Consider the following 26,773-nt stretch of genomic DNA (forward strand, 5'->3'; position numbering starts at 1 on the left):
AGACCATTTATTTCATTAACAACACATATGAAACTTTTATAAGTAAATAACTGAAATGAAAATTTTAAAACTGCGCGTTAACAGAATTTTGACACACATCTAACATTGACGCATAAATGCGCAAAAAATGAGAGGCAGGCGACGATTTGGGGCGCGGTGAGATAAGCCTTGCGGGGAGTTCAAAAAGAAGAATAAGAGCGTTCAGTCGACGTTTTCAGCGCTATAGAGGATAAATTCGACCCTACCATCGCTAAAAACATCCGGTTGATAGCCGGTCTCAAGATGGCGCAGAGCCAGCTCCACCGCCAGCTGGGCGTGCTGGCGAGGGTTTTGATCTAGCGTCAAGGCCATTCCACCCTGCGCCAGCTGTTCACGGGTGGTGCTGTATCGTTCATGGGTAATCCAGCAGCATTCGCCGTAGCGACGATGGCGGGCCAGCGCCTGCGCCACCTGCGTATTGCCAAGGCCAGTATTGTAGATGCCGACGACATCGCGGTTGCGGTTCAGGGCTTTCTCCAGCAGGCGGTCGATTTGCTGTCGGTTATCCTCCCCCGCCAGTACTTCACCCAGTTGTAGATGAGGAAAACGTTGGCTAATCACATCGCGAAAGCCCTGAATACGCGAGCGATGGGCGCTGAAGTCCTGGCGACCGCTGATCATCAGCACTTCGCCGGAACGATGGGCCATCAGTCCCATCATCATGCCTGCGGTTCGCCCCGCCTGCTGCTGATTAATCCCCACGTGACAGAGCCTCTGCGCTTGCGGAAGGTCGGTGACCAGCGTAATCACCGGCACGTTCGCCTCCCGGCACTGACGCAGCGCCTCGTAGACTCGCGGATGTTCGTTGCCAAAGACAATGATCGCATGGCGCTTTTTACTGCTGCGGATAATGCTTTTCGCCAGTTTTTCTGGCTCAGATTCCGCCACCAGCGTGCGGTGCAGCGTAAGACGACGATAGCCAAGACTATCCGCCACGTCGGCGAAATCCTGCGTCAGGCGGGAGAAAAACAGCGAATCATTAGCACTCAGGAGTACTTCGATTTGCCACGGTAGGCGACGCTCTTGTGGCAAAATCCGCTTCAGCCCGGCTTCGCGGGCCGCCTGCAACACTCTGCGGGTGGTTTCCGGCGATACGCCGCCGCGCTCGTTGAGCACCCGATCAACGGTCGCCACGCCAACGCCAATCTGCTTAGCCAACTCCTCCAGCGAAATGCTTTTCATCACTCCCCTCACTATGATGGAAATCCATCAAAACGCCTGTGTCGGTCAGTGTAGCAAACGGATTACTTTGGCAGCGGTAAATCCCTTTTGCTGGAGAAGAAAAATGACCTGCATTCGTTTTGCACTGTTAGGCAGCGGTTTTATCGGCCAGGTTCACGCCGCCAGCCTTGCTCGCCATGAACATACCGTTCTGACCATGGTGGCTGATGCCGACCCCGATCGGGCGAAAGCGCTGGCCTCCCGTTACGGCGCGCGGGCGGTCACCGTCGCTGACGCCATCAATAGCGATGCGATTGATGCAGTGCTGATCGCCAGCTCAACCCCATCACACGCGGAGCTGCTGGAGGCCGCGGCGCGCGCCGGGAAAGCCGTCTACTGCGAAAAACCCATCGATCTTTCGCTGGCTCGCGCACGTGAGGTTGTCGAGAAAGTGCTGCCGCTTAAAGTGCCGGTAACCGTGGGCTTTAACCGCCGCTTCGACGCCAGCCACCAGCAGCTGCGCCGCCAGGTTGAGGCCGGAGCTATCGGCAAAATCGAGCTGGTACAGATGGTGTGCAGGGCATCGGTTATGCCGCCGCTGGAGTATCTGCGCAGCTCCGGCGGCCAGATGCGCGACCAGGCGATTCACTTTTTTGACCTGCTGCGTTTTCTTACCGGCGATGAAGTGACGACCGTTGCCGCCATGGGAGGTGCGCTGGCGCTGCCGGAGATCGTCGGATTCGATGATGTCGACACCTCCATTCTGCTGCTGAGAATGCGCGGCGGCGGGCTGGCACAGCTGGACAATACCCGGCGTACCGGCCACGGCTACGATGAACGCGTTAGCCTGCTCGGAGTGGATGGCGTGGTAGAGTCCGGCAGTCAGACATCACGCGGCGTGACGCTATGGCAAGGAGACCGCTGTATTCAGCCCGGGCTGTATCCAGACTGGTTCAGCCGCGTCGAGGGTTCTTACTATCAGCATCTGGATGCCTTTGTCCGGTCGCTGCGCGGGGAAAACGTACCGGACCTGCCGGGGCTGCTGGACGGTTTGCAGGCACAGGCTATCGCTGAAGCCGCCGTTAATTCATTGCAACATGGGCAATTTGTTAACGTTGAACAACTGGCGTAAACAAAGCCCCGTATGCTCGCAAGCGTATAGGGCCGTCCCGCGCTATCGCCGCTCTTCGTTAAACACGACGCCAATCTGCCGCCGCACTTCGTCCATCACGCGAAGATTGTTCAGCACCTGGCTTAGAGGACGAATCGGCGAATTCGTTAAACCCTGCCCGACGCACCAGGCAAAATGCTCGGCCTGATAAAACAGCTGGTCATAGCGATTACGCGGCTCTTCCCAGCTCAGCACATTGCCGCCCTGGCTGGCGGCGAGGGTAAAATTCCCCGGCGCGTAAAACTGCCCGTCAAGGGTCAGGGTCGCATCGCGCCCGGCCACCACCGCGCCGCCCGGCGTATTGCTGAATAAAGTCGTGTTCAGCAATCCTTGTAAGCCGTTCTCCCAGTTGCAAAGCATTGAAACTTGACCATTAACGCCGCCCTGAGCGGGACGACCACGGGCAACAATATCCTGCGGCACGCCGCCAACCATCACGCTAAATGAGGTCAGATAGCTGCCGAGATCCATCATCGGGCCGCCGGCGAGGTCGGCGTTAAAAATGCGATGATCCGGCGTAAAGAACTCCCCGTGATCGGCGAGCAGCGTATGCAACTCGCCCAGAACGCCATCATCCAGCAGTTGGCGAATCACGTCATATTTCGGCGCGTAGTCGCACCACATCGCCTCCATCGCCAACTTGCCCCGCTTCGCCGCTTCGGCTTGTAGCGCGGCCCCTTCCCGCCGGTTCAGCGCAAAGGGTTTCTCAATCAGCACATGTTTACCCGCTTTTAGCACCCGCAGCCCATCGGGGAAATGATGGTTGTGCGGTGTGGCGATATAAACCGCATCAATATCCGGACGCGCCAACATCTCATCCATCTGAGCATAGGCCTGAGGGATCGCCCACTGTGCAGCAAAGCTGTCGGCCTTTTGTTGCGTGCGCGAGGCCACGGCGACAACCTGCTGACGGCTGTGCTCTTTTAAAGATTTCACAAAACGCTCGGCAATCCATCCGGGGCCAATAATCCCCCAGCGCAGAATAGGGACAGATTGCGCGGCGTGATGGCGCGGTTTCGGTAACTGAGACGGGAACATAGCGGCTCCTTGTTTTTATGGGGTATACGCAGAGGACACTATAAGCAGGCGCTAAGGGTGAGGAATAACGAATTAATGATGGAATTCCATCATCGAATTACCACTTGTCAAAATACAAGATGTCGCGGATAGTCCGGGCAGCTAATCACTATCAAGGAGCCAGAGATGATTAAATGTTCGTGGCGTAAAACCGCCCTGATTGCCGCCGCCTTGCCTTTATTGCTCTGTAGCAGTTCATTATGGGCCAATGCCGATGCTATTCAGCAGAAGCTGACTGATTTAGAAAAAAGCTCCGGCGGCAGGTTGGGCGTGGCGCTGATTAATACTACAGATAATTCTCAAATCTTATATCGCGGAGATGAACGTTTTGCCATGTGCAGCACCGGTAAAGTGATGGCCGCCGCCGCGGTGTTAAAGCAAAGCGAAGCCGATAATCAAGTATTGAATAAAAGGCTGGAGATTAAGAAATCAGATTTGGTGGTCTGGAGTCCGGTGACCGAAAAACATCTGCAGAGTGGAATGACGCTGGCGGAATTAAGCGCCGCAACCTTGCAATATAGCGACAACACCGCGATGAATAAGATGATTGGTTATCTTGGCGGACCAGACAAAGTGACCGCATTCGCCCGCAGCATTGGCGATGTCACTTTTCGTCTTGATCGTACGGAGCCTGCACTAAACACCGCGATTCCGGGTGATGAACGCGATACCACCACGCCGCTGGCGATGGCCGAAAGTCTGCACAAGCTGACGCTGGGTAATGCTCTGGGTGAACAGCAGCGCGCACAGTTAGTGACATGGTTGAAAGGCAACACCACTGGCGGGCAGAGCATTCGTGCGGGGCTGCCTGCAAGCTGGGTCGTGGGAGATAAAACCGGTGCTGGTGATTACGGCACGACCAATGATATCGCCGTTATCTGGCCGGAAAATCATGCCCCGCTGGTGTTAGTCACTTATTTCACCCAACCACAGCAGGATGCGAAAAGCCGCAAAGAGGTATTAGCCGCAGCGGCAAAAATTGTGACCGAAGGGCTGTAGCCGGACAGCCGCGTCACACGCCGCCTCCGGGGATAACACCCTCACCCCAGCCCTCTCCCTCAAAAGGGAGAGGGAGCAGGCCGTACCCGCGATTTATTTCGGTGTCTGACTTCCCTGGTGGCGCTGCGGCTTCCCGGGCTACGGGTTCACCACCATCTGCGGTCCGGTAGCCCGGACAGGCGCGTCACGCGCCGCCTCCGGGGATACCACCCTCACCCCAGCCCTGCGAGTTAAAATATTAATTCGTAATTTTAAACGTCAGTGCATAGGTGCTGGTTTTACCTTCATCACGCGCCCCCCCCATCTGATAAACCCGCACGGTATATTTTCCACCAGCAGTAAGACGTTGCTCAAAAGCATCACCACTCATTGATCCGTTATAAATCACCTCGTTAGCCGGTGTGATCACGTTAAAATAAGGATGCGGCCATTGGCTCTTCATGCTGATATGCATCATCTGGCCCGCTTTTGCTATCAGCGTAAAATCATGACTATCATCACCGGTCACGGTACTTTTTATTATCGTGCCGTTGCTTCCTTTATCAAAACGAACGGCATTGCTGTTTATTTTATCACTCGCTATTAATGATACTGACGTTAATAAACAACTAACACAGATCATGCCACCAACAATTAACTTTAAATTTTTCATTTAATTAACACCTTATGTTTTTTATGCGCGCTGTTATAGCACATAAGGTGTCAGGAGTATGCTGCTTCGAAATATTATCCACCGTTTTTACGGTTTAAAATCCAGAGCGGCATTTTTTAAATTTTGATATGCCCGTTCATTCGGAAATGGTGGAAACTTCGTACGTAATACAGCATCGTACATCACCGCACAAAACTCTGAACGCTCGCCTTCTACCTTCAAACCTGTCAGCTCTGCTCGACGGTTTAAAGACATACGCAAAGTACAGACGTCACCGCGATATTTTTCCCAATCAGGGATGTGCTCCCTAATAGCCTGTTGCAAGGCAAAAAGATAACCACTTATATTTTCGCTACTTGCATCATCAGGCGGAAGAGTCAGGGTATCCGACTGCGCAGCGCGCTGATTCATCTCCTGAATAAGCTGCGTTTGAGAGGGACTTTGTTTCTGCGCCCCCTGACAGCCGGAAAACAGCCATACGCCAGTCACCAGGCCGAGTAGATAGGTTACTTTTTTCATAATGTATCCTTACATAAAAGAGGCCGCTTCAAATCATCAGCGGCGAAACACTATTCTCGGGTCTCCTGACGATGGAGTAAATCCTGATAAATCGTCGTTAATATCCCTCCCGGACGAAACCCTTTTTTGATCCATTGCGTCACCTGGCCGGTCGCGGCGTGCTGGGTCGCCAGCAGCATTCCCGAGTCCTGTCGCGGGTTGTGGATCTGGCGGGTCACCAGCAATTTCTTCTCCATCGCTTCATGCGCCATATAATCCGGCAGAAATCCGATCCCTTCACCGAGGATCTGGCACTGGCATTTGGTATTAAAGTCCGGCACCAGGATCGCCTCCTGACCGTGCAGCAGCCAGCCCACCTTTTTATTAATGGTGCTGGCGGTATCCTCAACCATGATATTGGGGTAAAGGCGCAGCTGGCTTTCGGAAATCGGCTCCGGCATAAACGCCAACGGATGATCCGGAGCAATAGCAAACACCCAGCGGATCGCACCGATCTCGGTGTAATCAATCCCGCCGCCGTCGAGCAAGGTATCCGGCGCGCCGATAGCGATATTCGCCTGATTATTAATCATCGAGTCCCAGACACCGTTATAGACCTCGGTGGTCACGGTTATCTGGCAGGTAGGAAACTGCTTTTTCAACACCTGCAACAGCCGTGCCGTGTGGCGCGGCGTATAGAGCAACTGATTAATACAGATGCGCACCCGCGCTTCAATTCCCTGAGATATGGTATCGATGCTGCGCTTGATAGCGTGAAAATCATTCAACAGGTCAGTGGCTTTGCGAAAAAGATAAAAGCCGGATTCGGTCAACTCAATGCTGCGGGTATTGCGGGTAAAAAGCACCACGTCCAGCCCCGCCTCCATCCGTTTGATGGTATAGCTGATGGCTGAGGTGGTCAGCCCCAACTCATCCGCGGCTTTACTAAAGCTGCCAAAACGTGCCGCCGTGGTAAACGCCAGCAGGTTCTCTTCAGTAAAAATGGAATTCATGTGCTGCTCCTGCTTTTATTTACCCATACAGCTGAGGAATGTATTGGCAGTACTGATGCCAGGGCAACCATTTTTGAATATCTTTTAAAAACTCTCGGCTTATTACACGTTCTCCTTCGACGTCGCCTCGCTGAGTTTTCGCCCGCTATACTCGGAAATAAAGCCCACGCAGTTACCCGCCAGGAACCCCAACAACGTCACCGTCCAGTTCAGTCCGGTGGCGAAAAATAGCGTCATGCCCAAGAAACCGCCGGGAATAAAAGAAGTCAGGGCAAACCGCCCCTGCCAGACGATAACCGCCGAAAACGGCACTGTGGTTATTACGCTGGCCCAGAAGCCCGAAATTCCCGTGGCTGAAGCAATCGCCCCCGCGGCCAGCGCGGCGAGATACGCCCAGATGGCCCCGGAATAGTTAACGAAGAGGCTTTTTACCCAGCCTTCTTTACCGCCGCCCGCCGCGTAAAAACTGCAAAAGGCAACAAAGCCAATGGTACCGAGTAATTCCCAACCGTGTTGCAGCCCAACGTGCGAGGAAATCAGCTGCCAGACGCCAGCGCAGATGCCAACCGTAATCCCCGTAGCGGTGAGTCCGTTCATATCTTTCTCCTCTTAATAAAATGGCCTGATGAAGTATTTCAGCGAGGAAACTATATCGAAACAAAACCCGATTGAGTTAAGGGACAAAGAGGGAAAGAAACAAACGTTGCACCAACGCACAGTCCGTGTCGATTATTAAATAATATTCAACAATCAACCTGATTATGGCGAATAAAATTTAAGCGGGTTCTTTTCTCATAATTTCGTTGCTATTCTCAGACCATCAATAAACAGCCACAAAAATCAGGGGAATGATAATGAGCACACCAAATCTGCTGAATGAATATCTACTGGCTGCTGAACTGGGTAATTTACATCAATTAAAAACCTGTCTAACACAAGGTGTCGATATTAATGCCAGCAATCGCCAGGGACAAACGGCCATTACGCTGGCAAGTCTTAATCAACATTATGACTGCATCTCTGTGTTAATTTCCGCTGGAGTCGATATTAATCAGCAGGACAGGACCTGCCTCAATCCTTTTTTACTCAGTTGCCTGAATAACGATATTAAATTGCTGCAATTAATACTCCCCGCAAAGCCGGATCTGAACTGTTTAACCCGGTTTGGCGGCGTGGGCCTGACGCCTGCCTGCGAAAAAGGCCATATTGAGATCGTTAAAATACTGCTGGCCGAGACCGACATTAACGTCAACCACACCAACTTTGTTGGCTGGACGCCGCTGCTGGAAGCGATCGTTCTCAATGACGGCGGTCCGACGCAGCAGGCCATCGTTAAGCTGCTGCTGGAGCACGACGCCAGCCCGCATATGACCGATAAATATGGTAAAACCCCGCTGGAACTGGCTCGGGAGAAAGGGTTTGAAGAGATTGCCCAGTTGCTAATTTCTGCGGGAGCATAAACAGGAGCAGCGCTATCGACACCTTCACACCACGATGTGTGCAAGCGCTAACTGCGGATGAGGGTTTTCTCTGTGCGCGCGGTAGCGGACGGATTGAACAGGTCTTTTCCCGGGCGGTCAATATCTGGCTCCCGACAGAGCAGCAGCTCCTGACGCTGCTTGGCGAAGGCTACGATAACGCCCCCAACAGCGGTAGGTTAGCGCTCACACACTTAAACACCCTGTTCCGGCCAGGTGAAACGGTCGAATTTAGTGATTCGGGCATCAGCGTTGGCAAGAATATCTGGATAAATACCGGTACCTGCCTTCGCTGGCAGACGCCTAAAACGACGCTGAATACCGCGCGATTTGGGGCTATTCCCTGGTCACGCTGGCAAGAGTTTATTCACCTGCAACTCCATGAGGATGAAACGTTATTTCTCTATCGCGGCGACAATCCTTTTTATCGGGAGCTCGCCAGAGAATTGCAAGAGCGACGGAAAAGATTACTTAACGCCATTACGCAAAAACACAACATCACTCAGGCGGTTAGCCAGATGATTGGGTTAGGAATTGGCCTGACGCCGTCAGCGGATGATTACCTGGTAGGGCTAAGTATTATTTTATTTATTACCGGCCACCCGGCAGAAAAATACCGGGAAGCATTTTTAACCGCACTGCAACGTGCCAAAAATAATACTACGCAGCTGAGTGCAATAACGTTAGAAGCTGCTTTACAGCAGCGTTATCGCGAAAGTATTGCCATCTTGATTAACCAGATAATTAATCAGGTGGACCATTTTTCTATTCAGACCATTGCCGAGATTAAAAATATTGGCTCAAGTTCCGGCTGCGACATGCTGTATGGCATAGCGGACGCCTGCGCGCTGAGCCAAACCTACGGAGGGAATTATGTCAGTCAAAATAGTTATTAAAAAGAACACGTATTTTGATTCCGTGTCGCTGATGTCGATATCGACACGCGCCAACCAACTCGACGGCGTCGAGCAGGCGTTTGTGGCGATGGCGACCGAGATGAACAAGGGCGTGCTGAAGAATCTCGGGCTGCTGACGACAGAGCTTGATGAGGCGAAAAACGGCGACCTGATGATCGTTATCAACGGCAAAGACAGTGCCGATAACGAGCAGACGCTGGCGGCTATTGAAGAATTATTCACTAAAAAGGCCGACAGCGGCTCGCACGAAGCGCGCTACGCCACCCTTGCCAGCGCCAAAAAGCATATACCCGAAAGCAATTTGGCGGTGATTTCGGTCAACGGCCTGTTCGCCGCCCGCGAAGCGCGTCAGGCGCTGCAAAATGACCTCAACGTGATGCTGTTCTCCGACAACGTGTCGATTGAAGATGAGCTGGCGCTTAAGCAGTTGGCGCATGAAAAAGGGTTACTGATGATGGGCCCGGACTGCGGCACCGCCATCATTAACGGTGCGGCGCTGTGCTTTGGCAACGCAGTGCGGCGCGGCAATATCGGCATTATTGGCGCATCCGGCACCGGCAGCCAGGAACTGAGCGTGCGCATTCACGACTTCGGCGGCGGCATCTCACAGCTGATCGGCACTGGCGGACGCGACCTGAGTGAAAAAATTGGCGGGCTGATGATGCTCGACGCCATCGCCATGCTGGAAAACGATCCGCAAACTGAAATCATCGCGCTGGTCTCTAAACCGCCCGCCCCTGCGGTGGCACATAAAGTACTGGAACGCGCACGAAGCTGCCGTAAACCGGTGGTCGCCTGCTTCCTTGGTCGCGCTGAGCCTCCGGCGGATGAACAAGGGCTACAGTTTGCGCACGGGACCAAAGAAGCGGCGCTGAAAGCGGTTCTGCTGAGCGGCGTAAAAAAAGAATCTTTAGACCTGCACCCGATGAACGAAAAACTGATTGCCGAGGTTCGTGCGCAGCTCACGCCACAGCAAAAATATATTCGCGGTCTGTTCTGCGGCGGCACCCTGTGCGATGAAACGATGTTTGCGGTGATGGAAAAACACGCTGACGTTTACAGCAACATTCAGCCCGACCCAGCCTTCCGTCTGACTGACATTAACCGCAGCGTCAAACACACCTTCCTCGATTTCGGTGATGACGACTTCACCAACGGTAAGCCGCATCCGATGATCGACCCGACCAACCGCATCAGCCGTCTGCTCCAGGAAGCGCGCGATCCTGAAGTCGGCGTCATCGTGATGGACTTCGTGCTCGGTTTTGGCTCGCACGAGGATCCGGTTGGCGTGATGCTAGATGCAATCAAAGAGGCGAAAGCGATCGCCGCCGCCGAAGGGCGAGAGCTTGCGATCCTCGGCTACGTGCTGGGGACCGATCTTGATACGCCATTGCTGGAAAAACAGCGCCAGATGTTAAGCGACGCGGGCGTCATTCTGGCCAGCAGCAGCACCAATACCGGATTGCTGGCGCGTGAATTTATCTGCAAAGGGGAGAACGCCTGATGAGCCAGTTATTTAACCAACCGTTGAACGTGATTAACGTCGGTATCGCCATGTTTAGCGACGATCTGAAAAAGCAGCATGTTAATGTCACCCAGCTCGACTGGACGCCGCCGGGCCAGGGCAATATGCAGATTGTTAACGCACTGGATAGCATCGCCGACTCGCCGCTGGCGGAGAAAATCGCCGCCGCCAACCAGCAGGCGCTGGAGCGTATTATTCAGTCCCACCCGGTGCTGATTGGCTTTGATCAGGCGATTAACGTCGTTCCTGGCATGACGCCGAAAACGATTCTCCACGCCGGTCCGCCGGTGAAGTGGGAAAACATGTGCGGCGCAATGAAAGGCGCGGTCACCGGGGCGCTGGTGTTTGAAGGGCTGGCGAAGGATATCGACGACGCGGCGGTACTGGCGGCTTCCGGCGAAATCACCTTCTCGCCGTGCCACGAGCATGATTGCGTGGGGTCGATGGCGGGTGTGACCTCCGCTTCGATGTTTATGCATATCGTCGAGAACAAAACCTACGGCAACATCGCTTATACCAACATGAGCGAGCAGATGGCGAAGATCCTGCGCATGGGGGCAAACGACCAGAGCGTGATCGACCGTCTGAACTGGATGCGTGACGTACAGGGCCCGATGCTGCGCGACGCGATGAAAATCATCGGCGAGATCGACCTGCGCTTAATGCTGGCGCAGGCGCTGCATATGGGCGACGAGTGTCATAACCGCAACAACGCGGGTACCACGCTGCTGATTCAGGCGCTGACGCCGGGGATTATTCAGGCCGGTTACTCCGTTGAGCAGCAGCGCGAAGTGTTCGAGTTTGTCGCCAGCAGCGACTACTTCTCCGGCCCGACGTGGATGGCGATGTGTAAAGCGGCGATGGACGCAGCGCACGGCATCGAATACAGCACCGTGGTTACCACCATGGCGCGCAACGGCGTTGAGTTCGGCCTGCGGGTCAGCGGCCTGCCGGGGCAATGGTTTACCGGTCCGGCGCAGCAGGTGATTGGCCCAATGTTTGCCGGATATAAGCCGGAAGACTCGGGTCTGGATATTGGCGATAGCGCGATTACCGAAACCTACGGCATCGGCGGTTTTGCGATGGCGACGGCCCCGGCAATTGTGGCGCTGGTGGGCGGTACGGTGGAAGAGGCTATCGATTTCTCCCGCCAGATGCGCGAAATCACGCTGGGCGAGAACCCGAACGTCACCATCCCACTGCTCGGTTTTATGGGCGTGCCAACGGCTATCGACATCACCCGCGTCGGCAGCAGCGGCATTCTGCCGGTGATCAACACCGCTATTGCGCATAAAGATGCGGGCATCGGCATGATTGGCGCCGGGATCGTGCACCCGCCGTTCGCTTGCTTCGAGAAGGCGATTTTAAGCTGGTGCGAACGCTACAACGGATAACGGACGGTCCCCTCTCCCCTTTGGGGAGAGGGAGCAAACCCAACAACAATAATCACATCACCTTCTGCACTGGAAACCTACACCATGAAAGAACTTGTGGTCGTTGCCATTGGTGGCAACAGCATAATCAAAGACAACGCCAGCCAGTCGATTGAACATCAGGCGCAGGCGGTGAAAGCGGTCGCCAATACGGTGCTGGAGATGCTGGCGTCCGATTACAACGTGGTGCTCACCCATGGCAACGGACCGCAGGTGGGGCTGGATTTGCGCCGCGCCGAAATCGCCCATGAGCGCGAGGGTCTGCCGCTCACCCCGCTGGCCAACTGCGTCGCCGATACTCAGGGCGGGATCGGCTATCTTATTCAACAAGCGCTGAACAACCGTCTCGCCGAACGTGGCGAACAAAAAGCGGTGACGGTGGTGACGCAAGTGGAGGTGGATAAAAACGATCCTGGTTTTGCCCATCCGACCAAACCCATCGGCGCGTTCTTTAATGAAAACCAGCGTGATGAACTTCTGCTGGCCCATCCAGACTGGCGATTTGTCGAAGACTCAGGACGCGGTTACCGTCGGGTCGTGGCTTCTCCTGAGCCGCAACGCATCGTCGAGGCCGCTGCTATTAAAACCCTGACTCAACAAGGTTTTATCGTGATTGGCGCAGGCGGCGGCGGTATTCCGGTGGTGCGCGGTGAGCAGGGGGATTATCAGAGCGTCGATGCGGTGATCGACAAAGATCTCTCCACCGCCCTGCTGGCCCGAGAGATCCGCGCCGATATTCTGGTTATCACCACCGGCGTTGAAAAAGTCTGTATCCATTTTGGTCAACCCAATCAGCAGGCGCTGGGCACAACCACCGTCAGCGAAATGACCCGCTATATGCAGGAAGGCCATTTCCCGGCGGGCAGTATGCTGCCAAAAATCGTCGCCAGCCTCGCGTTCCTGCAACACGTCGGCAAACGGGTCATCATTACCACGCCGGAACGCCTGGCCGCCGCGCTGCGCGGGGAAACTGGAACCCATATCGTGCATGACTAAGATAGGCTCTAAAACAAAAGGAAGAGAGATGAATAGAGACAATAGCCGCCGGGAGTTTCTCAGCCAGAGCGGTAAGATGGTCACCGCTGCCGCCCTGTTCGGTGGGGCGGTTCCGGCCGCCTATGCCGCGAACAGCCAGACTCCGGCGAGCACCTGCGAAAATAAAAGCATCAATCGCATCGCCAACAACCACTACTATCTCGACAACGTCCTGCTGGAAAGCGGCTTTGAGTATGAGAACGGGGTTGCGGTGCACACCCGCACCGAACGGCAAACGCTGGAGATTCGCGACGGCAAAATAGCGGCGCTGCTAAGCAATAAAAGCCACCCCGATGCTGCCCTTCCCCACTATGACGCAGGTGGTAAGCTGATGCTGCCGGCGATGCGCGATATGCATATTCACCTGGATAAAACCTTTTACGGTGGCCCGTGGCGATCGCTGAACCGCCCGGCGGGCACCACGATTCAGGATATGATCAAGCTGGAGCAGAAGCTGCTGCCCGAGCTACAGCCTTACACGCAAGCCCATGCCGAAAAGCTGATCGACCTGATCCAGTCTAAAGGCTCCACCATCGCCCGCAGCCACTGCAATATTGAGCCGGTATCCGGGCTGAAAAATCTCGAAAATCTTCAGGCGGTGCTGGCGCGACGTCAGGCGGGTTTTGCGTGCGAGATCGTCGCCTTTCCACAGCACGGGCTACTGCTGTCGAAATCTGAACCGCTGGTGCGTGAAGCGATGCAGGCCGGCGCGCACTATGTTGGTGGGCTGGATCCGACCAGCGTCGACGGCGCGATGGAGAAATCGCTCGATACCATGTTCCAGATTGCGCTCGATTACGATAAAGGCGTCGATATTCACCTGCACGAGACCAGCCCGGCGGGCATAGCGGCGGTGAATTATATGGTGGAAACCGTCGAGAAAACGCCGGAACTAAAGGGCAAGCTAACCATCAGCCACGCCTTCGCGCTGGCGATGATGAATGAGCAGCAGGTAGATGAAATCGCCACGCGTATGGCGGCGCAGCAAATCACCATTGCCTCCACCGTGCCCATCGGCACGCTGCATATGCCGCTCAAACAGCTGCGTGATAAAGGCGTCTTTGTGATGACCGGTACCGATAGCGTTATCGATCACTGGTCGCCCTATGGCCTCGGCGACATGCTGGAAAAAGCTAACCTTTACGCCCAGCTCTATATTCGCCCCAATGAGCAGACGCTGTCGCGTTCGCTGGCCATCGCCACCGGCAACGTGCTGCCGCTCAACGATAAGGGCGAGCGCGTCTGGCCTAAGGCGCAAGATGAAGCCAGCTTCGTGCTGGTTGACGCTTCCTGTTCCGCCGAGGCGGTGGCGCGAATTTCGCCGCGTACCGCGACCTTCCATAAAGGCAATATGGTGTGGGGCAGCGTCGGATAAATGCCCCTGTAGACGCAAAAACCCGGCACCAGGCCGGGGTTGAGACTGATGACAAACCCTAAAAAGAGTACGGGCGATTCCCTCGCCCCTCCGGGGAGAGGGTTAGGGTGAGGGGTAAATATGCTGATTAATCAGATTGTTACAACCCTCACCCCGGCCCTCTCCCTGAAAGGGAGAGGGAGAAAAACGAACCCTCATTCACTTTTAAGCACGTTTGTCAGCAGTCCCAACCCCGGCACCAAGCCGGAGTTGGTTTTATTGCGCTAGCGCTTATTTTACCGGACGCATGGCCGGGAACAGGATCACATCGCGGATAGTGTGGCTGTTGGTAAACAGCATCACCATACGGTCAATACCAATCCCCAGACCGGCGGTTGGCGGCAGGCCATATTCCAGCGCGGTGACGTAGTCTTCGTCGTAGAACATCGCTTCGTCATCGCCCGCCGCTTTGGCGTTAACCTGATCGAGGAAACGCTGCGCCTGGTCTTCGGCATCGTTCAGCTCGCTAAAGCCGTTGCCGATTTCACGCCCGCCGATAAAGAACTCAAAGCGATCGGTGATTTCCGGGTTCACATCGTTACGGCGCGCCAGCGGCGAAACTTCTGCCGGATACTCGGTGATAAAGGTCGGCTGGATCAGGTGCGCTTCCGCCACTTCGTCGAAGATCTCGGTGACAATACGCCCCAGCCCCCAGCTTTTCTCCACGTGAACACCGATGGATTCCGCCAGCGCTTTCGCCGCGTCGAAGTTATCCAAATCCGCCATCTCGGTTTCAGGACGGTGTTTCTTAATCGCTTCGCGCATGGTCAGTTTTTCAAACGGCTTGCCGAAGTCGAACACCTGGTCGCCGTACGGCACTTCGGTTTTACCCAGTACGGTTTGCGCCAGAGTACGGAACAGCGATTCGGTCAGTTCGATCAGATCTTTGTAATCTGCATACGCCATATAGAGTTCCATCATGGTGAACTCTGGATTGTGGCGCACGGAAATGCCTTCGTTACGGAAGTTACGGTTAATCTCGAACACCCGTTCGAAGCCGCCGACCACCAGCCGTTTTAGATACAGCTCCGGCGCGATGCGCAGGTACATGTCCAGATCGAGGGCATTATGATGGGTGATAAACGGACGTGCCGAAGCACCGCCGGGGATCACCTGCATCATCGGGGTTTCCACTTCCATAAAGCCGCGCGCGACCATAAATTGACGCATAGTCGCGAGGATCTGCGAACGCACCTTAAAAGTGTGGCGCGACTCTTCGTTGGAAATCAGATCGAGATAACGCTGACGATAGCGCGCTTCCTGATCCTGCAGGCCGTGGAATTTGTCCGGCAGCGGGCGCAGCGCTTTGGTCAGCAGGCGCAGCTCGGTGCAGTGGATAGAGAGTTCGCCGGTTTGGGTTTTGAACAGTTTACCGCGGGCCGCGATGATGTCGCCGAGGTCCCATTTCTTAAACTGCTCGTTATAGACGCCTTCCGGCAGATCGTCGCGGGCGACGTATAGCTGAATGCGGCCGCCGACATCCTGTAAGGTGACGAAGGAGGCTTTACCCATGATACGGCGGGTCATCATACGGCCAGCAACCGAGACTTCGACGTTCAGGGAGACGAGCTCTTCGTTGTCCTTACCATCAAATTCAGCATGGAGCTGGTCAGAAGTATGATCGCGACGAAAATCGTTCGGGAACGCCACGCCCTGCTCACGCAGCGCAGCCAGTTTTTCACGACGGGTTTTCAGTTCATTATTAAGGTCAATTGCCTCATCGGCACCTTGTGCTTGTTGTTCAGACATGTTGGTTCCTCATAACCCTGCTTGCAAACTTGCTTCGATAAATTGAACCAGGTCACTATCCAGCGCGGCCTGTCTCGGGTGGCAGCACCGGAGAACAATCTTAACGAACCTGGTTTCACTTCCGGCTGAATTCACTCAGCCATCGTTTCACTAACGATTTTTTGTCTTCGGCTTCCGCGCTCGCCAGAATATCCTCCTCCTGATTATTGAACGGTGCAAGGAGCGGTTTTCGCTCCGCTGTTGAGAATGCTTAGCCAACTCCCCCGGTCGCGCTGCGCTTACCGGGGATACAAATCGCGCCGGCCGGTAGCCCGGCTAAGGCGTTTACGCCGCGAGCCGGGACGAACATCAGGCACCGCCTCCGGGAACTTCACCGGCAGCCGCGCGACGCCTGCCCACGCTAAAGGCGGTGACGAAGGCGATAATGACAATCACCGCCACGCAGCCCAGCGTCCACTCGCCCATTTGCGCAAAGAAATGCTGATACGCGACAATCGCCGTATCGCTGATTTGCGACTCTGTGGTCTGCTGCGCCACCACGCCCGCCAGCCAGTTGGCCACCGCGCCGGTCGCCAACATATAAATCCCGGTCAGCACGCCGGTCACGCCGGGCATATTGAGACGGGTGATTTGCGCCATCGCCACCGGATCGATAAACAGCTCGGCAAAGCCCATCAGCGCCAGGCCAGCCACCATCATGCCCATCGATGCCTGCCCTTGCGCCGCACCATGGCGCGCGTTAAGCGCCAGCAGCATAAAACCGCAGCCCATCAGCACCAGACCGAAGGCGAACTTCAGCCATACACGCAGTGCAGAACGGGTGCTGCCTTCGGGACGCATCAGCCACGCCAGCGCGACGCCCGCCGCCATCACCGCGACGGCGTTGACCGACTGGAACAGCGCGGTAGGCACTTCGGTATTCAGCAAGCGACGATTAACAAAGTGGTCGATAAACAGGCTTATCGAGCTACCGCCCTGCTGCGCCAACACCCAGAACAGCGTGCCGGTCAACATCAACAGAACGATTTGCCACAGCGCGCGGCGGTGTTCGGGGGATTTGATCATAATGCGCGCCACCATCTGGGCGGCGAAAACGCAGACAATCGCCAGCAGATAGCCGGACCAGTTATTCTCCAGCAGCAGAGTGAAAAACACCGGCGCGACGCAGAGCATCACCCCCAGCCAGCCCCAGGTCGGCAGCACAAACTTCACCGTTCGCAGCGCCTGTTTATCGACGCCGCGCGTATTGCGGAAGTAGCGGCTACCGCTTAAGAAAATCATCAGACCGGCAAACATACCGATCCCCGCCAGCGCAAAGCCGATATGCCAGCCGTACCACTGCGCCGCCAGCCCGCAGGCGATGGGCGCGGCGATGGAGCCGACGTTACCGGCGGCGTACAGCAGCGAGAAACCGCCGTCGCGACGAGGGTCATCAACAACGTAAAGTTCGCCCAGCAGGCAGCTAATATTGGATTTGAACAGACCGTAGCCGCAGATGATGATCGCCAGCGCGAGATACAGGCTCCAGATGGAATCGGATTCGACGCCCAACACTACATGGCCGAGGGTCATCAGCAGCGCGCCGGCAATCACCGCCGTGCGGTTGCCGAGCAGGCGGTCGGCAAGCCAGCCGCCGAGAATGGGGGTAACGTAAACCAGGGAGGCGTAAGCGCTGAACAGGCTGATGGCGTGGCTGTCATCAAAACCAAGCTGATGGGTGAGATAGAGGATGAGTAAGGCACGCATGCCGTAAAAGCTGAAATATTCCCAGATTTGGATCGCTACGATGTAGTAAATCGCGCGCGGCTGTGAGGGTGTTTTCATGGGTTCTCCTTGCAGCGTGAAAAAAAGGGAAGTGGCAAGCCACTTCCCTGTTGTGCATCGATTATTTATTGTTTTCGTCTTTCAGCACTTTAACGGTGTAACGACCATCAGCCTGGCGATAGGCACCGTGGATATCGGTTTCGAAGCCCGGATAGTGAGCGCCGATTTCACACAGCATCTGCAGGAACTCCAGCACCGGACGGCTCTCTTCGGTGATCATCTCACCCGGCATCACCAGCGGAACTCCCGGAGGATACGGCAGGATCATGTTGGCGTTAACGCGACCGACCATCTCTTCGAGATAGACCTCTTCAGTCTGACCGTGCAGCTCTTTTTGGAACGCAGCGTATGGCGTGATCATCATCGCTGGCAGCACTTCGAATGCGCGGAACATCAGGTCCGGCAGGTTGTGATGCTCAACCAGTTTGTGAATGTTCTGCGCCAGTTCCTGAACACGCATGTTTTCATAGAACTCAGGATCTTCACGGTACAGCGACGGCAGCATGTTTTTCACCCGCAGGTTCAGGTCGAACGCGCGTTTGAAGTCGGTCAGCGCGCGCAGCAGGCTGAGTGCTTTGGTTTTGTCGATACCGATGCTGAACAGGAACAGCAGGTTGTACGGACCGGTTTTTTCCACCACGATGCCGTGTTCGTCGAGGTATTTCGCCACGATGCTGGCCGGAATACCAAACTCGTCCATGGTGCCGTCTTTCTTCATCCCCGGGGTCAGCAGCGTGACTTTGATCGGGTCGAGGTACATGTGTTCGTTGTCGATGTTTTTGAAACCGTGCCATGCGCTGTCGGAGCGCAGCGGCCAGCATTCAGCGCCATCGATATGTTCTGGCTGCCAGACGTCGAAGAACCACCCTTCAGACTCGCCTTTCAGACGTTTAATCTCTTTACGGAACTTGATAGAACGCTCGATAGAACCGTCGATCAGGCGCTTACCGGCGTTGCCTTTCATCATCGCCGCCGCGGTTTCGGTAGAAGCCACCACACCGTAGTGCGGAGAGGTGGTGGTATGCATCATGTAGGCTTCGTTAAAGGTTTCTTCGTTAACGTCGCCTTTAATGTGGATCATCGAAGCCTGGGAGAACGCCGCCAGCAGTTTGTGCGTGGACTGGGTTTCGTAAATCACTTTCCCTTCAACGCGACCGCCGCTCATCCCGCATTTACCGGCGTAAATCGGTGAGAAGTTGGTGTAAGGCACCCATGCTGAGTCAAAGTGGATGGATTTCACATCCAGGGTTTTCTTGATGAAGTCGGTGTTGTACAGCAGACCATCATAGGTGGAGTTGGTGATTACCGCGTGCACCGGCCAGGTGGCGTTAGGGGTCTCTTTCACGCGTTTGGCGATAGTCGCATGCTGGAATTCGCTCTGCGGGATCCCGCCGAGGATGCCGTAAGCGTTACGCGTCGGGCGGAAGTAGATTGGCGTAATGTCGCTCATCATCATCAGATGGGTCAGCGATTTGTGGCAGTTACGGTCAATCAGCACGGTGCTACCGGCCGGCGCGGAGTACATCCCGACGATTTTGTTGGCGGTAGAAGTGCCGTTGGTCACCATATAGCTGCGTTCAGCATTGAAGACGCGAGCAATATACTCTTCCGCTTCTTTGTGTGGACCACTGTGATCGAGCAGAGAACCCAATTCAGAAACCGAAATCGAGACATCGGATTTCATGGTGTTGGAGCCAAAGAAATCATAGAAGATGCTGCCGACCGGGCTTTTCTGGAACGCGGTACCGCCCATGTGGCCTGGGGTACAGAAGGTGTATTTGCCTTCACGCACATATTTGAACAGCGCTTTGGTCAGCGGCGGCAGAATGGTGTCGATATATTCGTCAGTGTTCTGTTTGATTTTGTCGGCGATATCATTCGCCGCGCCCAGCGCATATTCGAAGAAGCGCACCTGCATACGCAGATCGTTGAGGCTCACGTCCAGAGTGGAGTAAGTGTTAGCGAAGGCGTACAGCGGCATGTATTCGTTCAGTTTGCTGATTTCTTCGCACAGTTCGAGATTGTATTTATCCCAGTCGAAGATAACGCCGCACAGACGCGCATTGTTTTCGATAAGTTTTAATAAGTCGTCACGGTCGTTCGGGTAGACAATACGGAAGTCCAGACGTTCGAGGGCGCGATGCAGTTCACGGATGGGCTCTTCTTTGAAGTAAACACCCATGTGATTCATGATTGCGATAACGTTCATAGTCAAATCTCCAGATAAAGAAAGCCCCTCCCGCCACGTCGTGACAGGTGATGGAAGGAGCCTCAGGAATAGGGTTACTGATTAATGTGCGTTGGCGGTGTTGTTATCAGCGGAATCGTTGTTGCTCTGGCGCTGGTGCATTTTGCGACCGTAGAACATCAGGATGATCAGGCTGACGATAAAGGTACCGGCCAGTTCGAAGGAGCTTGCACCCATCAGGGCGATGAAGCAGAACCCGCAGCCAAGGACTGAACAAATCAGGCTGACGAAGTTACGAATGTTGATGCCTTCGAAGCGAATCAGGTCAACGCAGGAGTAGAAGTAAGGCAGCATGGTCAGCAGAACCGCGATACCGGTCAGCTCACCGAACAGGTCGGACGCTTTACCACCGCTGGAGTTCATCAGGGTAATCAGCACCATCAGAACAGTCATTTTCACTGCGGCCAGCAGCAGGCCTTTTTTCGGGTTACCGTTTTTATCCAGCTCGCCGTAGATTTTCGGGAAGTTGCCATCGTTAGCCGCACGTACACCGGCCTGGCCGACCAGCATCATCCAGGAACCGAGAGAAGTCAGACACGCAAAGGCGGTGAAAGCGGAAACCAGCGGAGCAGCCCAGCCGCCGAGTATAGTCGAAGCACTCACGGCAAACGGTGCGCCGGAAGCGGCCATTTCAGAGGCAGGGTACATACCGGCGATAACCTGAGTGGCGGCGATATAAACGATACCTGCCAGCGCGGTTCCCAGCATGGTGGCCAGCGGAACGGTACGTTTCGGGTTTTTCACCATCCCGGTGCTCACGGCAGCGGATTCAACACCCACGAAGGCCCACAGGCAGAGCAGGATACTTTTGATAACCGCGTGGCTATCTGTCGTAGTAGAGGTATTCCAGTTCGCCTGATAGGTGGCAACGTCAAACCAGTGCCAACCAATAACCGCCGTCATAACTACCGGAATAAGTACCAGTACCAAACCAATTGTCGTCAGGCGGCTCACCCAGGTCCCACCGAGCATATTCACAAAGGTAAATATCCACACGATGGCAATACAGGCGATACCGGCGGGAATTGGGTTATTCAGTACCGGGAAGAATGTAGAGAGATAAGATACGGCGGTAATCCCGATTGCCAGATTACCAATCCAGTTTGCGTGATAATAAAGGACGCCGGTTTGAAAACCGAATGCCGGAGATATTTCGCCCGCATAGGCAATTGGACCACCCTGCTGCGGGTTTTTGGTCGCCAGTCGGGCATAAACATAAGCCAGAGACATTGCGCCAATAATAGATATCACCCAACCCCAGATGGCGATAGAACCGATACTCGCCAGGTTCGCAGGTAATAGTGCAATACCGCTCCCCATCATATTACCAGCGACGACGCCGGTACAGGCAAATAGCCCGATCTTCTTGGCAGAACTCATGTTTGCTTTTCTCCTAAGTTTATTTGGGAGGTACAGATCATGATGATGAACCTTTTATTGACCCGACCAACTGCCAACAAGATTACGGATTCGTACGAGATAAGTCCTAAAGATAAAGTGAAATAACAACAAACATCAGACAAATGATATTTTGACCTTTTTCGCGCAACATATCAGGATGACAAGTTGATATCAAAAAAAGATAAACATTGAATATTTACAGTAAGTTAGAACAACACATGTATGTTGAAATTGTGTTGCAAACAGGCTGAAAATTGCTATAGATATATAACAACAGAGATGCTCATGAGAAACATAAGATTAACCTCACCATACTTAAAACCACGAGCATGGTGAGGGTTTACTTATTCTGAAGAGAGGAAGTTATCGAGATAGGGAACAACGCGGGTCACTGAGGTCTGAAATACCGCATTTTCAATCCAGTAAAACGTATTCTCACCTGGACGTAAATTGAACGCAGTGAGATAAGCATCAGCCGCTTCCCGGTTTTGGCCTTTCATTTCGTAGACCTTACCGAGCAGCACATAGTTCATCCACGACATTTCCAGGTCAATGCCGGTATTAATGGCATTGTAGGCTTCATCCACCTTTCCTTTGCCCAGCATATCGACTGTTTTAATTTGATAGAATACTGCCATATCTTTAATCCCGGGCATATTACCCACTCGGGTTATTTCGCTATAAAGATCGGCCAGTTGTTTTTCATCCAGCGGCTGTTGTGAATGGCGTAATACATCTACCAGCGCTTTTTCCGCATAAGCATAAGTAAAGTCCGGCGACTGTTTATTCACATCTTCGAGCAGAATGCTGGCCTTGCCGAGGGAATCGACATCGCCGTACATTAATAGCTGATGGGCCTGATAGAAATGCGTGAGCGCCATACTTTGCGAGGGTTGATATTGTTTCAACATCTCCTGCATTCGCGCTGGCCACGGCTGTTTCAGCGCCTCCGACAGGCTGCTCAGCAGGTCGTTTTGAATCGACAGCTGGTTGTCGTTGGTGACGAAGTAGCGCTTATCCATCATCGTTGAGCCGTCGGCGTTATCCACCACTTTGACCGACATAAAGCACTGCTGAGCGCGATAGTGGCGCTGGTTGACAAACTCAATGGTCAGCGTTTTTCCGGAACTGCTCGGCTCATTAATGTTGTAGTTGGTTTTATCGTGCACCATAAAGGTGGAGAAGGTGTTCAGCGAGGTGGTGATCAAGCTCCCTAAGCCAATGGCGTAGGAGTGTTGTGATGCCCAGTTGTTGCAGGTATTGCCATTGATCAGATGAATATCGACATCGCGCGGGTTAAGCAGCAACCGCGTTTTAGTCACCGGGGGGCGCGACTCAAGGGTCGATAGCGCCACCAACGCCACGCAGCTGCCGAGGGCCAGCAGGAACAGCCCCCAGACGATAAAGGTGCTAATCCGCTTACGTTTTTCAGGTTTTGCGGGCGGCGCAATCTCCGGCGTAACCGCATCCGGTTGTGGAGAGTGCGTCGGCGTTTCCGATATCGCCATCGCGGTTTCTGCAGGAATCACCGGCGTCAGTTCCTCCCCCTCTTCCGTACACCAGATAACCGGCACCGTCAGCTTATAACCACGTTTGGGCACGGTAGCAATGTATTCAAGGCTGCTATCGTCGCCATCTTTTAGCGATTTACGTAACTCGGAAATGCTTTGCGTCACGACGTGGCTGGTAACAACGTTACGGGTCCAGACGTTGTCGATAAGCTCATCCCTGCTGAGCACTTCACCAGGGTGACGGGCAAAGAAAACCAGAAGATCGATTAAGCGCGGTTCGAGAGTTAGCTGACGCCCCTTGCGGCTAATTTGGTTAACAGAGGGAGTAACCAGCCATTCTCCAACGCGAACAACAGGTTGTTGCATAAAAAAAAGCCCCAGGACGAAAAGGGAAAGGCGCGATGATAACACATTTGTCTTATCTATTTATGCCGGAACGTATAAGCCAATCCGCAATGGCAATAAACCTAAAGCAAACCGTCAACATAGAGTAAATGTAGCAGACCCGGCAATCCTCTCGCCAATGTCGCCGAAATCGTTTGCATATAATCAATAACAAAACGCCCCTACCATTAGTGAAAAAATAATTGAAGCTGATCACATAAACAGAACCAAAGATGCTTTTTTTTAGGTATGTTTATGCACGGCACTGCATAAACATTCGTGATTATTCTTTTCGTCTGCACAGGCCGTCGTTAAAAAATGTTTCATCCGATGACGGTTTTTTATCCATTACGCTGAGTAGTCATACTCATAGCGCCCCTATATCGCATGCTTAACGATGTTTTGTATGTGCAAACATTTATATTTATTTCAGAACAACCTCATTTTGATTCATGCAATAAACCCTGCATAACATCTATTTTGATTATTCGTGCGCCGTTTTTTTATTGATTAAAATCAATAAACCCTGGAACTATTAGAATCAGAATGCACGCAAATCTTCTTTGAGCCGATAAATATGGAAAACAATAGCCGAGCATGGCCACATATTAGACGCATCACGCATATCATGATGGTATGCCAACGTAGCTGCTTTGATTTTCATATCTTCAATTCTAAATAACCCTTCTTTTATGGTGTGAACTGGACATCAGCTCCGTCGCACGCTGCTTTCTTTATTCTTACTATACAAACAGTTATCAGAATAGAAAATGCACCTCGCTGCACCCTTTGCGTGATGTTTTTTCAGCGTAGCCAGGATCTTTCAATATCCTGAGCCATTCTGCTGTGCTTATTTTTGTATCGAAAAAATAAAGTAGCCCAATAAAAAATGATCCCGTTATTCCCTTTTCCGGCGACCAATAAGCCGGAGGCACCTTTTTATCTAAAATACTGATTGAGATTGTTTATGAACCCGTTTAATAACAAAATCGCCGTTAGCCCCGCTATGACATCCTGCTTTGCCAGCCGCAGAGAAACCTGCGATGTTCGCAGTACGGATTTTACTGACGTCTCCGCCGTGGTTCTCTCGGTTGCCGATGCCACCAACGGTATTCTGAAAACCATCGAAGGTACGGGTTTCGGCCTGCCGGTGTTCGTCGCCGTGTGCTGTGAAGATACGTTACCGGCAGATATCCTGCCCCGCGTGACCGGCGTTTTTGAACTTTGTGACGACAATGCGGAATATTACGGTAAACAGCTGGATGCCGCCGCCGATCGTTATGAAAGCGAAATGCTGCCGCCGTTTTTTAGCCGCATGGTCGATTATGTCGGTAAAGGCTACGCCGCATTTGACTGCCCGGGGCACCAGGGCGGGCAGTTCTATCGCCGCCACCCTGCCGGTCGCCAGTTTTTCGACTGGTTTGGCGAAACGCTTTTCCGCTCCGATTTATGTAACGCCGACGTCGCTCTGGGCGATCTGCTGATTCACGAAGGCGCAGCCTGCGCAGCTCAGCAGCACGCGGCAAAAGTCTTTAACGCCGACAAAACCTACTTCGTCCTCAACGGTACTTCTTCCTCAAACAAAGTGGTCCTGAATGCGCTGCTGGCGCAGGGCGATCTGGTACTGTTTGACCGTAATAACCACAAGTCAAACCACCACGGTGCGCTGCTGCAGGCAGGCGCGACGCCGGTTTATCTGGAAACGGCCCGTAACCCGTTTGGCTTTATCGGCGGTATCGATTCCCACTGCTTCGAAGAGAAATATCTGCGTAAATTAGTGGAAGAAGTGGCTCCTGAGCGTAAAAACAATCAGCGTCCGTTCCGCCTGGCGATTATTCAGTTGGGGACTTATGACGGCACGATTTACAACGCTCGTCAGGTGGTCGATAAAATCGGTCATCTGTGTGACTACATCCTGTTTGACTCGGCGTGGGTGGGTTACGAACAGTTTATTCCGATGATGAAAGAGTGCTCCCCGCTGCTGCTGGAGCTGAACGAAAACGATCCGGGCATTCTGGTCACTCAGTCGGTGCACAAACAGCAGGCCGGTTTCTCTCAGACGTCGCAGATTCACAAAAAAGACAGTCATATCAAAGGCCAGCCTCGCTACGTTAGCCATAAACGTATGAATAACGCCTTTATGATGCACGCCTCCACCAGCCCGTTCTATCCGCTGTTCGCCGCGCTGGACGTCAATGCCAAAATGCACGCCGGCGAGAGCGGTAAGCGCCTGTGGCTGGATTGCGTGAAGTTTGGTATCGAAGCCCGCAAGCTGATTCTGGAACTGTGCCAGCACATCCGTCCGTTTGTGCCGCCGATGGTTGAGGGTAAAAAATGGCAGGATTATGATACTGAAGTCATGGCCAATGACGTCCGCTTCTTTAACTTTATCCCGGGCCAGCGCTGGCACGCTTTTGACGGTTACGCCGAAGATCAGTATTTCGTCGATCCTTGCAAGCTGATGCTAACCACGCCGGGTATCAATGCAGAAACCGGGGAATATGAATCCTTCGGCGTTCCGGCAACCATTCTGGCGAACTTCCTGCGTGAAAACGGTATTGTTCCAGAAAAATGCGACCTGAACTCGATTCTGTTCCTGCTTACTCCAGCAGAAGACATGGCTAAAATGCGTCATCTGGTGGCGCAGATTGCCCGCTTTGAGCGTTTGCTGGAAGAAGATGCACCGCTGTCTGAGGTTTTACCCGCGCTGTATGCGAACTATGAAGAGCGTTATCGCGGCTATACTTTACGCCAGTTATGCCAGGAAATGCATGACCTCTACGTCAGCTACGATGTGAAACAGCTGCAAAAAGAGATGTTCCGTAAAGATTATTTCCCACGGGTGGCGATGAACCCGCAGCAGGCCAATATGGAATTTGTTCGCGGCAACGTTGAGCTGGTCGCGCTAAAAGATATTGAAGGCCAAATTGCGGCTGAAGGCGCACTTCCTTACCCGCCGGGCGTATTGTGCGTAGTGCCTGGCGAAATTTGGGGCGGCGCGGTTCAACGTTATTTCCTCGCGCTGGAAGAGGGAATTAATCTGCTGCCTGGCTTCGCTCCTGAATTACAGGGCGTTTATATTCAGGAAGATGCCGATGGCCGCAAACGCGCTTATGGGCATGTTATCAAGCGTTAATACTGAACCAACACCAGTAATGAGTTTATTACCGTCGTGATATTTCAATCCGGCGGTAATAGCTGCCCGTACAACATATTTAGAATATATACCCTAAATAATTCGAGT

At 53.6% G+C, this 26,773-nt stretch carries 21 protein-coding genes; 10 read left to right on the forward strand and 11 right to left on the reverse strand.

Annotation, left to right across the window (positions count from 1 at the left end; genetic code table 11):
* Positions 1-201: 201 nt before the first annotated feature.
* The gene (locus tag HV213_RS21135; RefSeq protein WP_112215363.1) at positions 202-1,221 is read right to left on the reverse strand and encodes a LacI family DNA-binding transcriptional regulator; all 1,020 of its coding nucleotides are present in this window, start codon (positions 1,219-1,221) and stop codon (positions 202-204) included.
* A gap of 103 nt (positions 1,222-1,324) precedes the next feature.
* On the opposite strand from HV213_RS21135, the gene HV213_RS21140 reads away from it, so the two are divergent.
* Positions 1,325-2,332, forward strand: coding sequence for a Gfo/Idh/MocA family oxidoreductase (locus HV213_RS21140; RefSeq protein ID WP_181483192.1), 1,008 nt, complete (start codon positions 1,325-1,327; stop codon positions 2,330-2,332).
* Between the two features lie 42 nt (positions 2,333-2,374).
* On the opposite strand, the gene HV213_RS21145 is transcribed toward HV213_RS21140, so the two are convergent.
* Positions 2,375-3,409 (reverse strand): Gfo/Idh/MocA family protein, encoded by a 1,035-nt coding sequence (locus HV213_RS21145; RefSeq protein ID WP_181483193.1) that lies wholly within the window; start codon positions 3,407-3,409, stop codon positions 2,375-2,377.
* A 165-nt stretch (positions 3,410-3,574) separates the two neighbouring features.
* Here HV213_RS21145 and HV213_RS21150 point away from each other — a divergent pair, with 165 nt between their 5' ends.
* The gene (locus HV213_RS21150; protein ID WP_181483194.1) at positions 3,575-4,447 is read left to right on the forward strand and encodes an extended-spectrum class A beta-lactamase OXY-12-1; all 873 of its coding nucleotides are present in this window, start codon (positions 3,575-3,577) and stop codon (positions 4,445-4,447) included.
* A gap of 238 nt (positions 4,448-4,685) precedes the next feature.
* Here the strand turns inward: HV213_RS21150 and HV213_RS21155 are convergent, their stop codons facing one another.
* The 4 genes from HV213_RS21155 to HV213_RS21170 all read right to left on the reverse strand — a co-directional run bounded on the left by HV213_RS21155 (position 4,686) and on the right by HV213_RS21170 (position 7,207).
* Entirely contained in the window at positions 4,686-5,099 is a 414-nt protein-coding gene (locus HV213_RS21155; RefSeq protein WP_181483195.1) for a DNA breaking-rejoining protein, read from the reverse strand.
* 87 nt (positions 5,100-5,186) lie between these two features.
* Entirely contained in the window at positions 5,187-5,618 is a 432-nt protein-coding gene (locus tag HV213_RS21160) for a cell envelope integrity TolA C-terminal domain-containing protein (RefSeq protein ID WP_181483196.1), read from the reverse strand.
* Between the two features lie 50 nt (positions 5,619-5,668).
* On the reverse strand, positions 5,669-6,610 hold the full coding sequence (locus tag HV213_RS21165) for a LysR substrate-binding domain-containing protein (RefSeq protein ID WP_110273165.1): 942 nt from the start codon (positions 6,608-6,610) through the stop codon (positions 5,669-5,671).
* Positions 6,611-6,712: 102 nt separating this feature from the next.
* Positions 6,713-7,207 carry a DUF1097 domain-containing protein gene (locus HV213_RS21170; RefSeq protein ID WP_142981137.1) on the reverse strand — a complete coding sequence of 165 codons (495 nt, stop codon included), beginning with the start codon at positions 7,205-7,207 and terminating at the stop codon, positions 6,713-6,715.
* A gap of 257 nt (positions 7,208-7,464) precedes the next feature.
* Here HV213_RS21170 and HV213_RS21175 point away from each other — a divergent pair, with 257 nt between their 5' ends.
* The 6 genes from HV213_RS21175 to HV213_RS21200 all read left to right on the forward strand — a co-directional run bounded on the left by HV213_RS21175 (position 7,465) and on the right by HV213_RS21200 (position 14,373).
* Positions 7,465-8,070 carry an ankyrin repeat domain-containing protein gene (locus HV213_RS21175; RefSeq protein ID WP_181483197.1) on the forward strand — a complete coding sequence of 202 codons (606 nt, stop codon included), beginning with the start codon at positions 7,465-7,467 and terminating at the stop codon, positions 8,068-8,070.
* A gap of 38 nt (positions 8,071-8,108) precedes the next feature.
* Positions 8,109-8,984 carry an oxamate carbamoyltransferase subunit AllH family protein gene (locus HV213_RS21180; protein ID WP_181483198.1) on the forward strand — a complete coding sequence of 292 codons (876 nt, stop codon included), beginning with the start codon at positions 8,109-8,111 and terminating at the stop codon, positions 8,982-8,984.
* Positions 8,962-10,509 (forward strand): acyl-CoA synthetase FdrA, encoded by a 1,548-nt coding sequence (gene fdrA, locus HV213_RS21185; protein WP_181483199.1) that lies wholly within the window; start codon positions 8,962-8,964, stop codon positions 10,507-10,509. The genes HV213_RS21180 and fdrA overlap by 23 nt, the downstream gene beginning before the upstream one ends.
* On the forward strand, positions 10,509-11,924 hold the full coding sequence (locus HV213_RS21190) for a YlbE family protein (RefSeq protein WP_181483200.1): 1,416 nt from the start codon (positions 10,509-10,511) through the stop codon (positions 11,922-11,924). The genes fdrA and HV213_RS21190 overlap by 1 nt, the downstream gene beginning before the upstream one ends.
* Positions 11,925-12,008: 84 nt before the next feature.
* Positions 12,009-12,959, forward strand: a complete 951-nt coding sequence (locus HV213_RS21195) for a carbamate kinase family protein (RefSeq protein WP_181483201.1) — start codon at positions 12,009-12,011, stop codon at positions 12,957-12,959.
* Between the two features lie 28 nt (positions 12,960-12,987).
* The gene (locus HV213_RS21200; RefSeq protein WP_181483202.1) at positions 12,988-14,373 is read left to right on the forward strand and encodes an amidohydrolase family protein; all 1,386 of its coding nucleotides are present in this window, start codon (positions 12,988-12,990) and stop codon (positions 14,371-14,373) included.
* Between the two features lie 270 nt (positions 14,374-14,643).
* Here the strand turns inward: HV213_RS21200 and lysS are convergent, their stop codons facing one another.
* The 5 genes from lysS to cadC all read right to left on the reverse strand — a co-directional run bounded on the left by lysS (position 14,644) and on the right by cadC (position 23,511).
* Positions 14,644-16,161 (reverse strand): lysine--tRNA ligase, encoded by a 1,518-nt coding sequence (gene lysS, locus HV213_RS21205; protein ID WP_181483203.1) that lies wholly within the window; start codon positions 16,159-16,161, stop codon positions 14,644-14,646.
* A gap of 348 nt (positions 16,162-16,509) precedes the next feature.
* Positions 16,510-17,985 carry a dipeptide permease DtpD gene (dtpD, locus tag HV213_RS21210; protein WP_181483204.1) on the reverse strand — a complete coding sequence of 492 codons (1,476 nt, stop codon included), beginning with the start codon at positions 17,983-17,985 and terminating at the stop codon, positions 16,510-16,512.
* A gap of 61 nt (positions 17,986-18,046) precedes the next feature.
* The gene (gene cadA, locus HV213_RS21215; protein WP_110273155.1) at positions 18,047-20,194 is read right to left on the reverse strand and encodes a lysine decarboxylase CadA; all 2,148 of its coding nucleotides are present in this window, start codon (positions 20,192-20,194) and stop codon (positions 18,047-18,049) included.
* Between the two features lie 81 nt (positions 20,195-20,275).
* Positions 20,276-21,613, reverse strand: coding sequence for a cadaverine/lysine antiporter (cadB, locus tag HV213_RS21220; protein WP_181483205.1), 1,338 nt, complete (start codon positions 21,611-21,613; stop codon positions 20,276-20,278).
* A gap of 365 nt (positions 21,614-21,978) precedes the next feature.
* Entirely contained in the window at positions 21,979-23,511 is a 1,533-nt protein-coding gene (cadC, locus tag HV213_RS21225) for a lysine decarboxylation/transport transcriptional activator CadC (protein ID WP_181483206.1), read from the reverse strand.
* 649 nt (positions 23,512-24,160) lie between these two features.
* Here cadC and HV213_RS33785 point away from each other — a divergent pair.
* Positions 24,161-24,211, forward strand: a complete 51-nt coding sequence (locus HV213_RS33785) for a hypothetical protein (RefSeq protein WP_434664192.1) — start codon at positions 24,161-24,163, stop codon at positions 24,209-24,211.
* A 285-nt stretch (positions 24,212-24,496) separates the two neighbouring features.
* Complete coding sequence (speF, locus tag HV213_RS21235; protein WP_181483207.1) at positions 24,497-26,665, forward strand: ornithine decarboxylase SpeF; 2,169 nt, start codon at positions 24,497-24,499, stop codon at positions 26,663-26,665.
* Positions 26,666-26,773: the final 108 nt, after the last annotated feature.

Origin of the sequence: Klebsiella sp. RHBSTW-00484, assembly GCF_013705725.1 — a bacterium.
GTDB lineage: Bacteria > Pseudomonadota > Gammaproteobacteria > Enterobacterales > Enterobacteriaceae > Klebsiella.

Excerpts from the sequence above, each read along its gene's own strand:
- HV213_RS21135 (WP_112215363.1), bottom strand. The coding sequence starts at position 1,221 with ATGAAAAGCATTTCGCTGGAGGAGTTGGCTAAGCAGATTGGCGTTGGC.
- HV213_RS21160 (WP_181483196.1), bottom strand. The coding sequence starts at position 5,618 with ATGAAAAAAGTAACCTATCTACTCGGCCTGGTGACTGGCGTATGGCTG.
- speF (WP_181483207.1), top strand. The coding sequence starts at position 24,497 with ATGAACCCGTTTAATAACAAAATCGCCGTTAGCCCCGCTATGACATCC.
- HV213_RS21150 (WP_181483194.1), top strand. The coding sequence starts at position 3,575 with ATGATTAAATGTTCGTGGCGTAAAACCGCCCTGATTGCCGCCGCCTTG.
- HV213_RS21195 (WP_181483201.1), top strand. The coding sequence starts at position 12,009 with ATGAAAGAACTTGTGGTCGTTGCCATTGGTGGCAACAGCATAATCAAA.
- cadC (WP_181483206.1), bottom strand. The coding sequence starts at position 23,511 with ATGCAACAACCTGTTGTTCGCGTTGGAGAATGGCTGGTTACTCCCTCT.
- HV213_RS21175 (WP_181483197.1), top strand. The coding sequence starts at position 7,465 with ATGAGCACACCAAATCTGCTGAATGAATATCTACTGGCTGCTGAACTG.
- cadB (WP_181483205.1), bottom strand. The coding sequence starts at position 21,613 with ATGAGTTCTGCCAAGAAGATCGGGCTATTTGCCTGTACCGGCGTCGTC.
- HV213_RS21155 (WP_181483195.1), bottom strand. The coding sequence starts at position 5,099 with ATGAAAAATTTAAAGTTAATTGTTGGTGGCATGATCTGTGTTAGTTGT.
- dtpD (WP_181483204.1), bottom strand. The coding sequence starts at position 17,985 with ATGAAAACACCCTCACAGCCGCGCGCGATTTACTACATCGTAGCGATC.
- HV213_RS21140 (WP_181483192.1), top strand. The coding sequence starts at position 1,325 with ATGACCTGCATTCGTTTTGCACTGTTAGGCAGCGGTTTTATCGGCCAG.
- HV213_RS21200 (WP_181483202.1), top strand. The coding sequence starts at position 12,988 with ATGAATAGAGACAATAGCCGCCGGGAGTTTCTCAGCCAGAGCGGTAAG.
- HV213_RS21170 (WP_142981137.1), bottom strand. The coding sequence starts at position 7,207 with ATGAACGGACTCACCGCTACGGGGATTACGGTTGGCATCTGCGCTGGC.
- lysS (WP_181483203.1), bottom strand. The coding sequence starts at position 16,161 with ATGTCTGAACAACAAGCACAAGGTGCCGATGAGGCAATTGACCTTAAT.
- cadA (WP_110273155.1), bottom strand. The coding sequence starts at position 20,194 with ATGAACGTTATCGCAATCATGAATCACATGGGTGTTTACTTCAAAGAA.
- HV213_RS21190 (WP_181483200.1), top strand. The coding sequence starts at position 10,509 with ATGAGCCAGTTATTTAACCAACCGTTGAACGTGATTAACGTCGGTATC.
- HV213_RS21165 (WP_110273165.1), bottom strand. The coding sequence starts at position 6,610 with ATGAATTCCATTTTTACTGAAGAGAACCTGCTGGCGTTTACCACGGCG.
- fdrA (WP_181483199.1), top strand. The coding sequence starts at position 8,962 with ATGTCAGTCAAAATAGTTATTAAAAAGAACACGTATTTTGATTCCGTG.
- HV213_RS21145 (WP_181483193.1), bottom strand. The coding sequence starts at position 3,409 with ATGTTCCCGTCTCAGTTACCGAAACCGCGCCATCACGCCGCGCAATCT.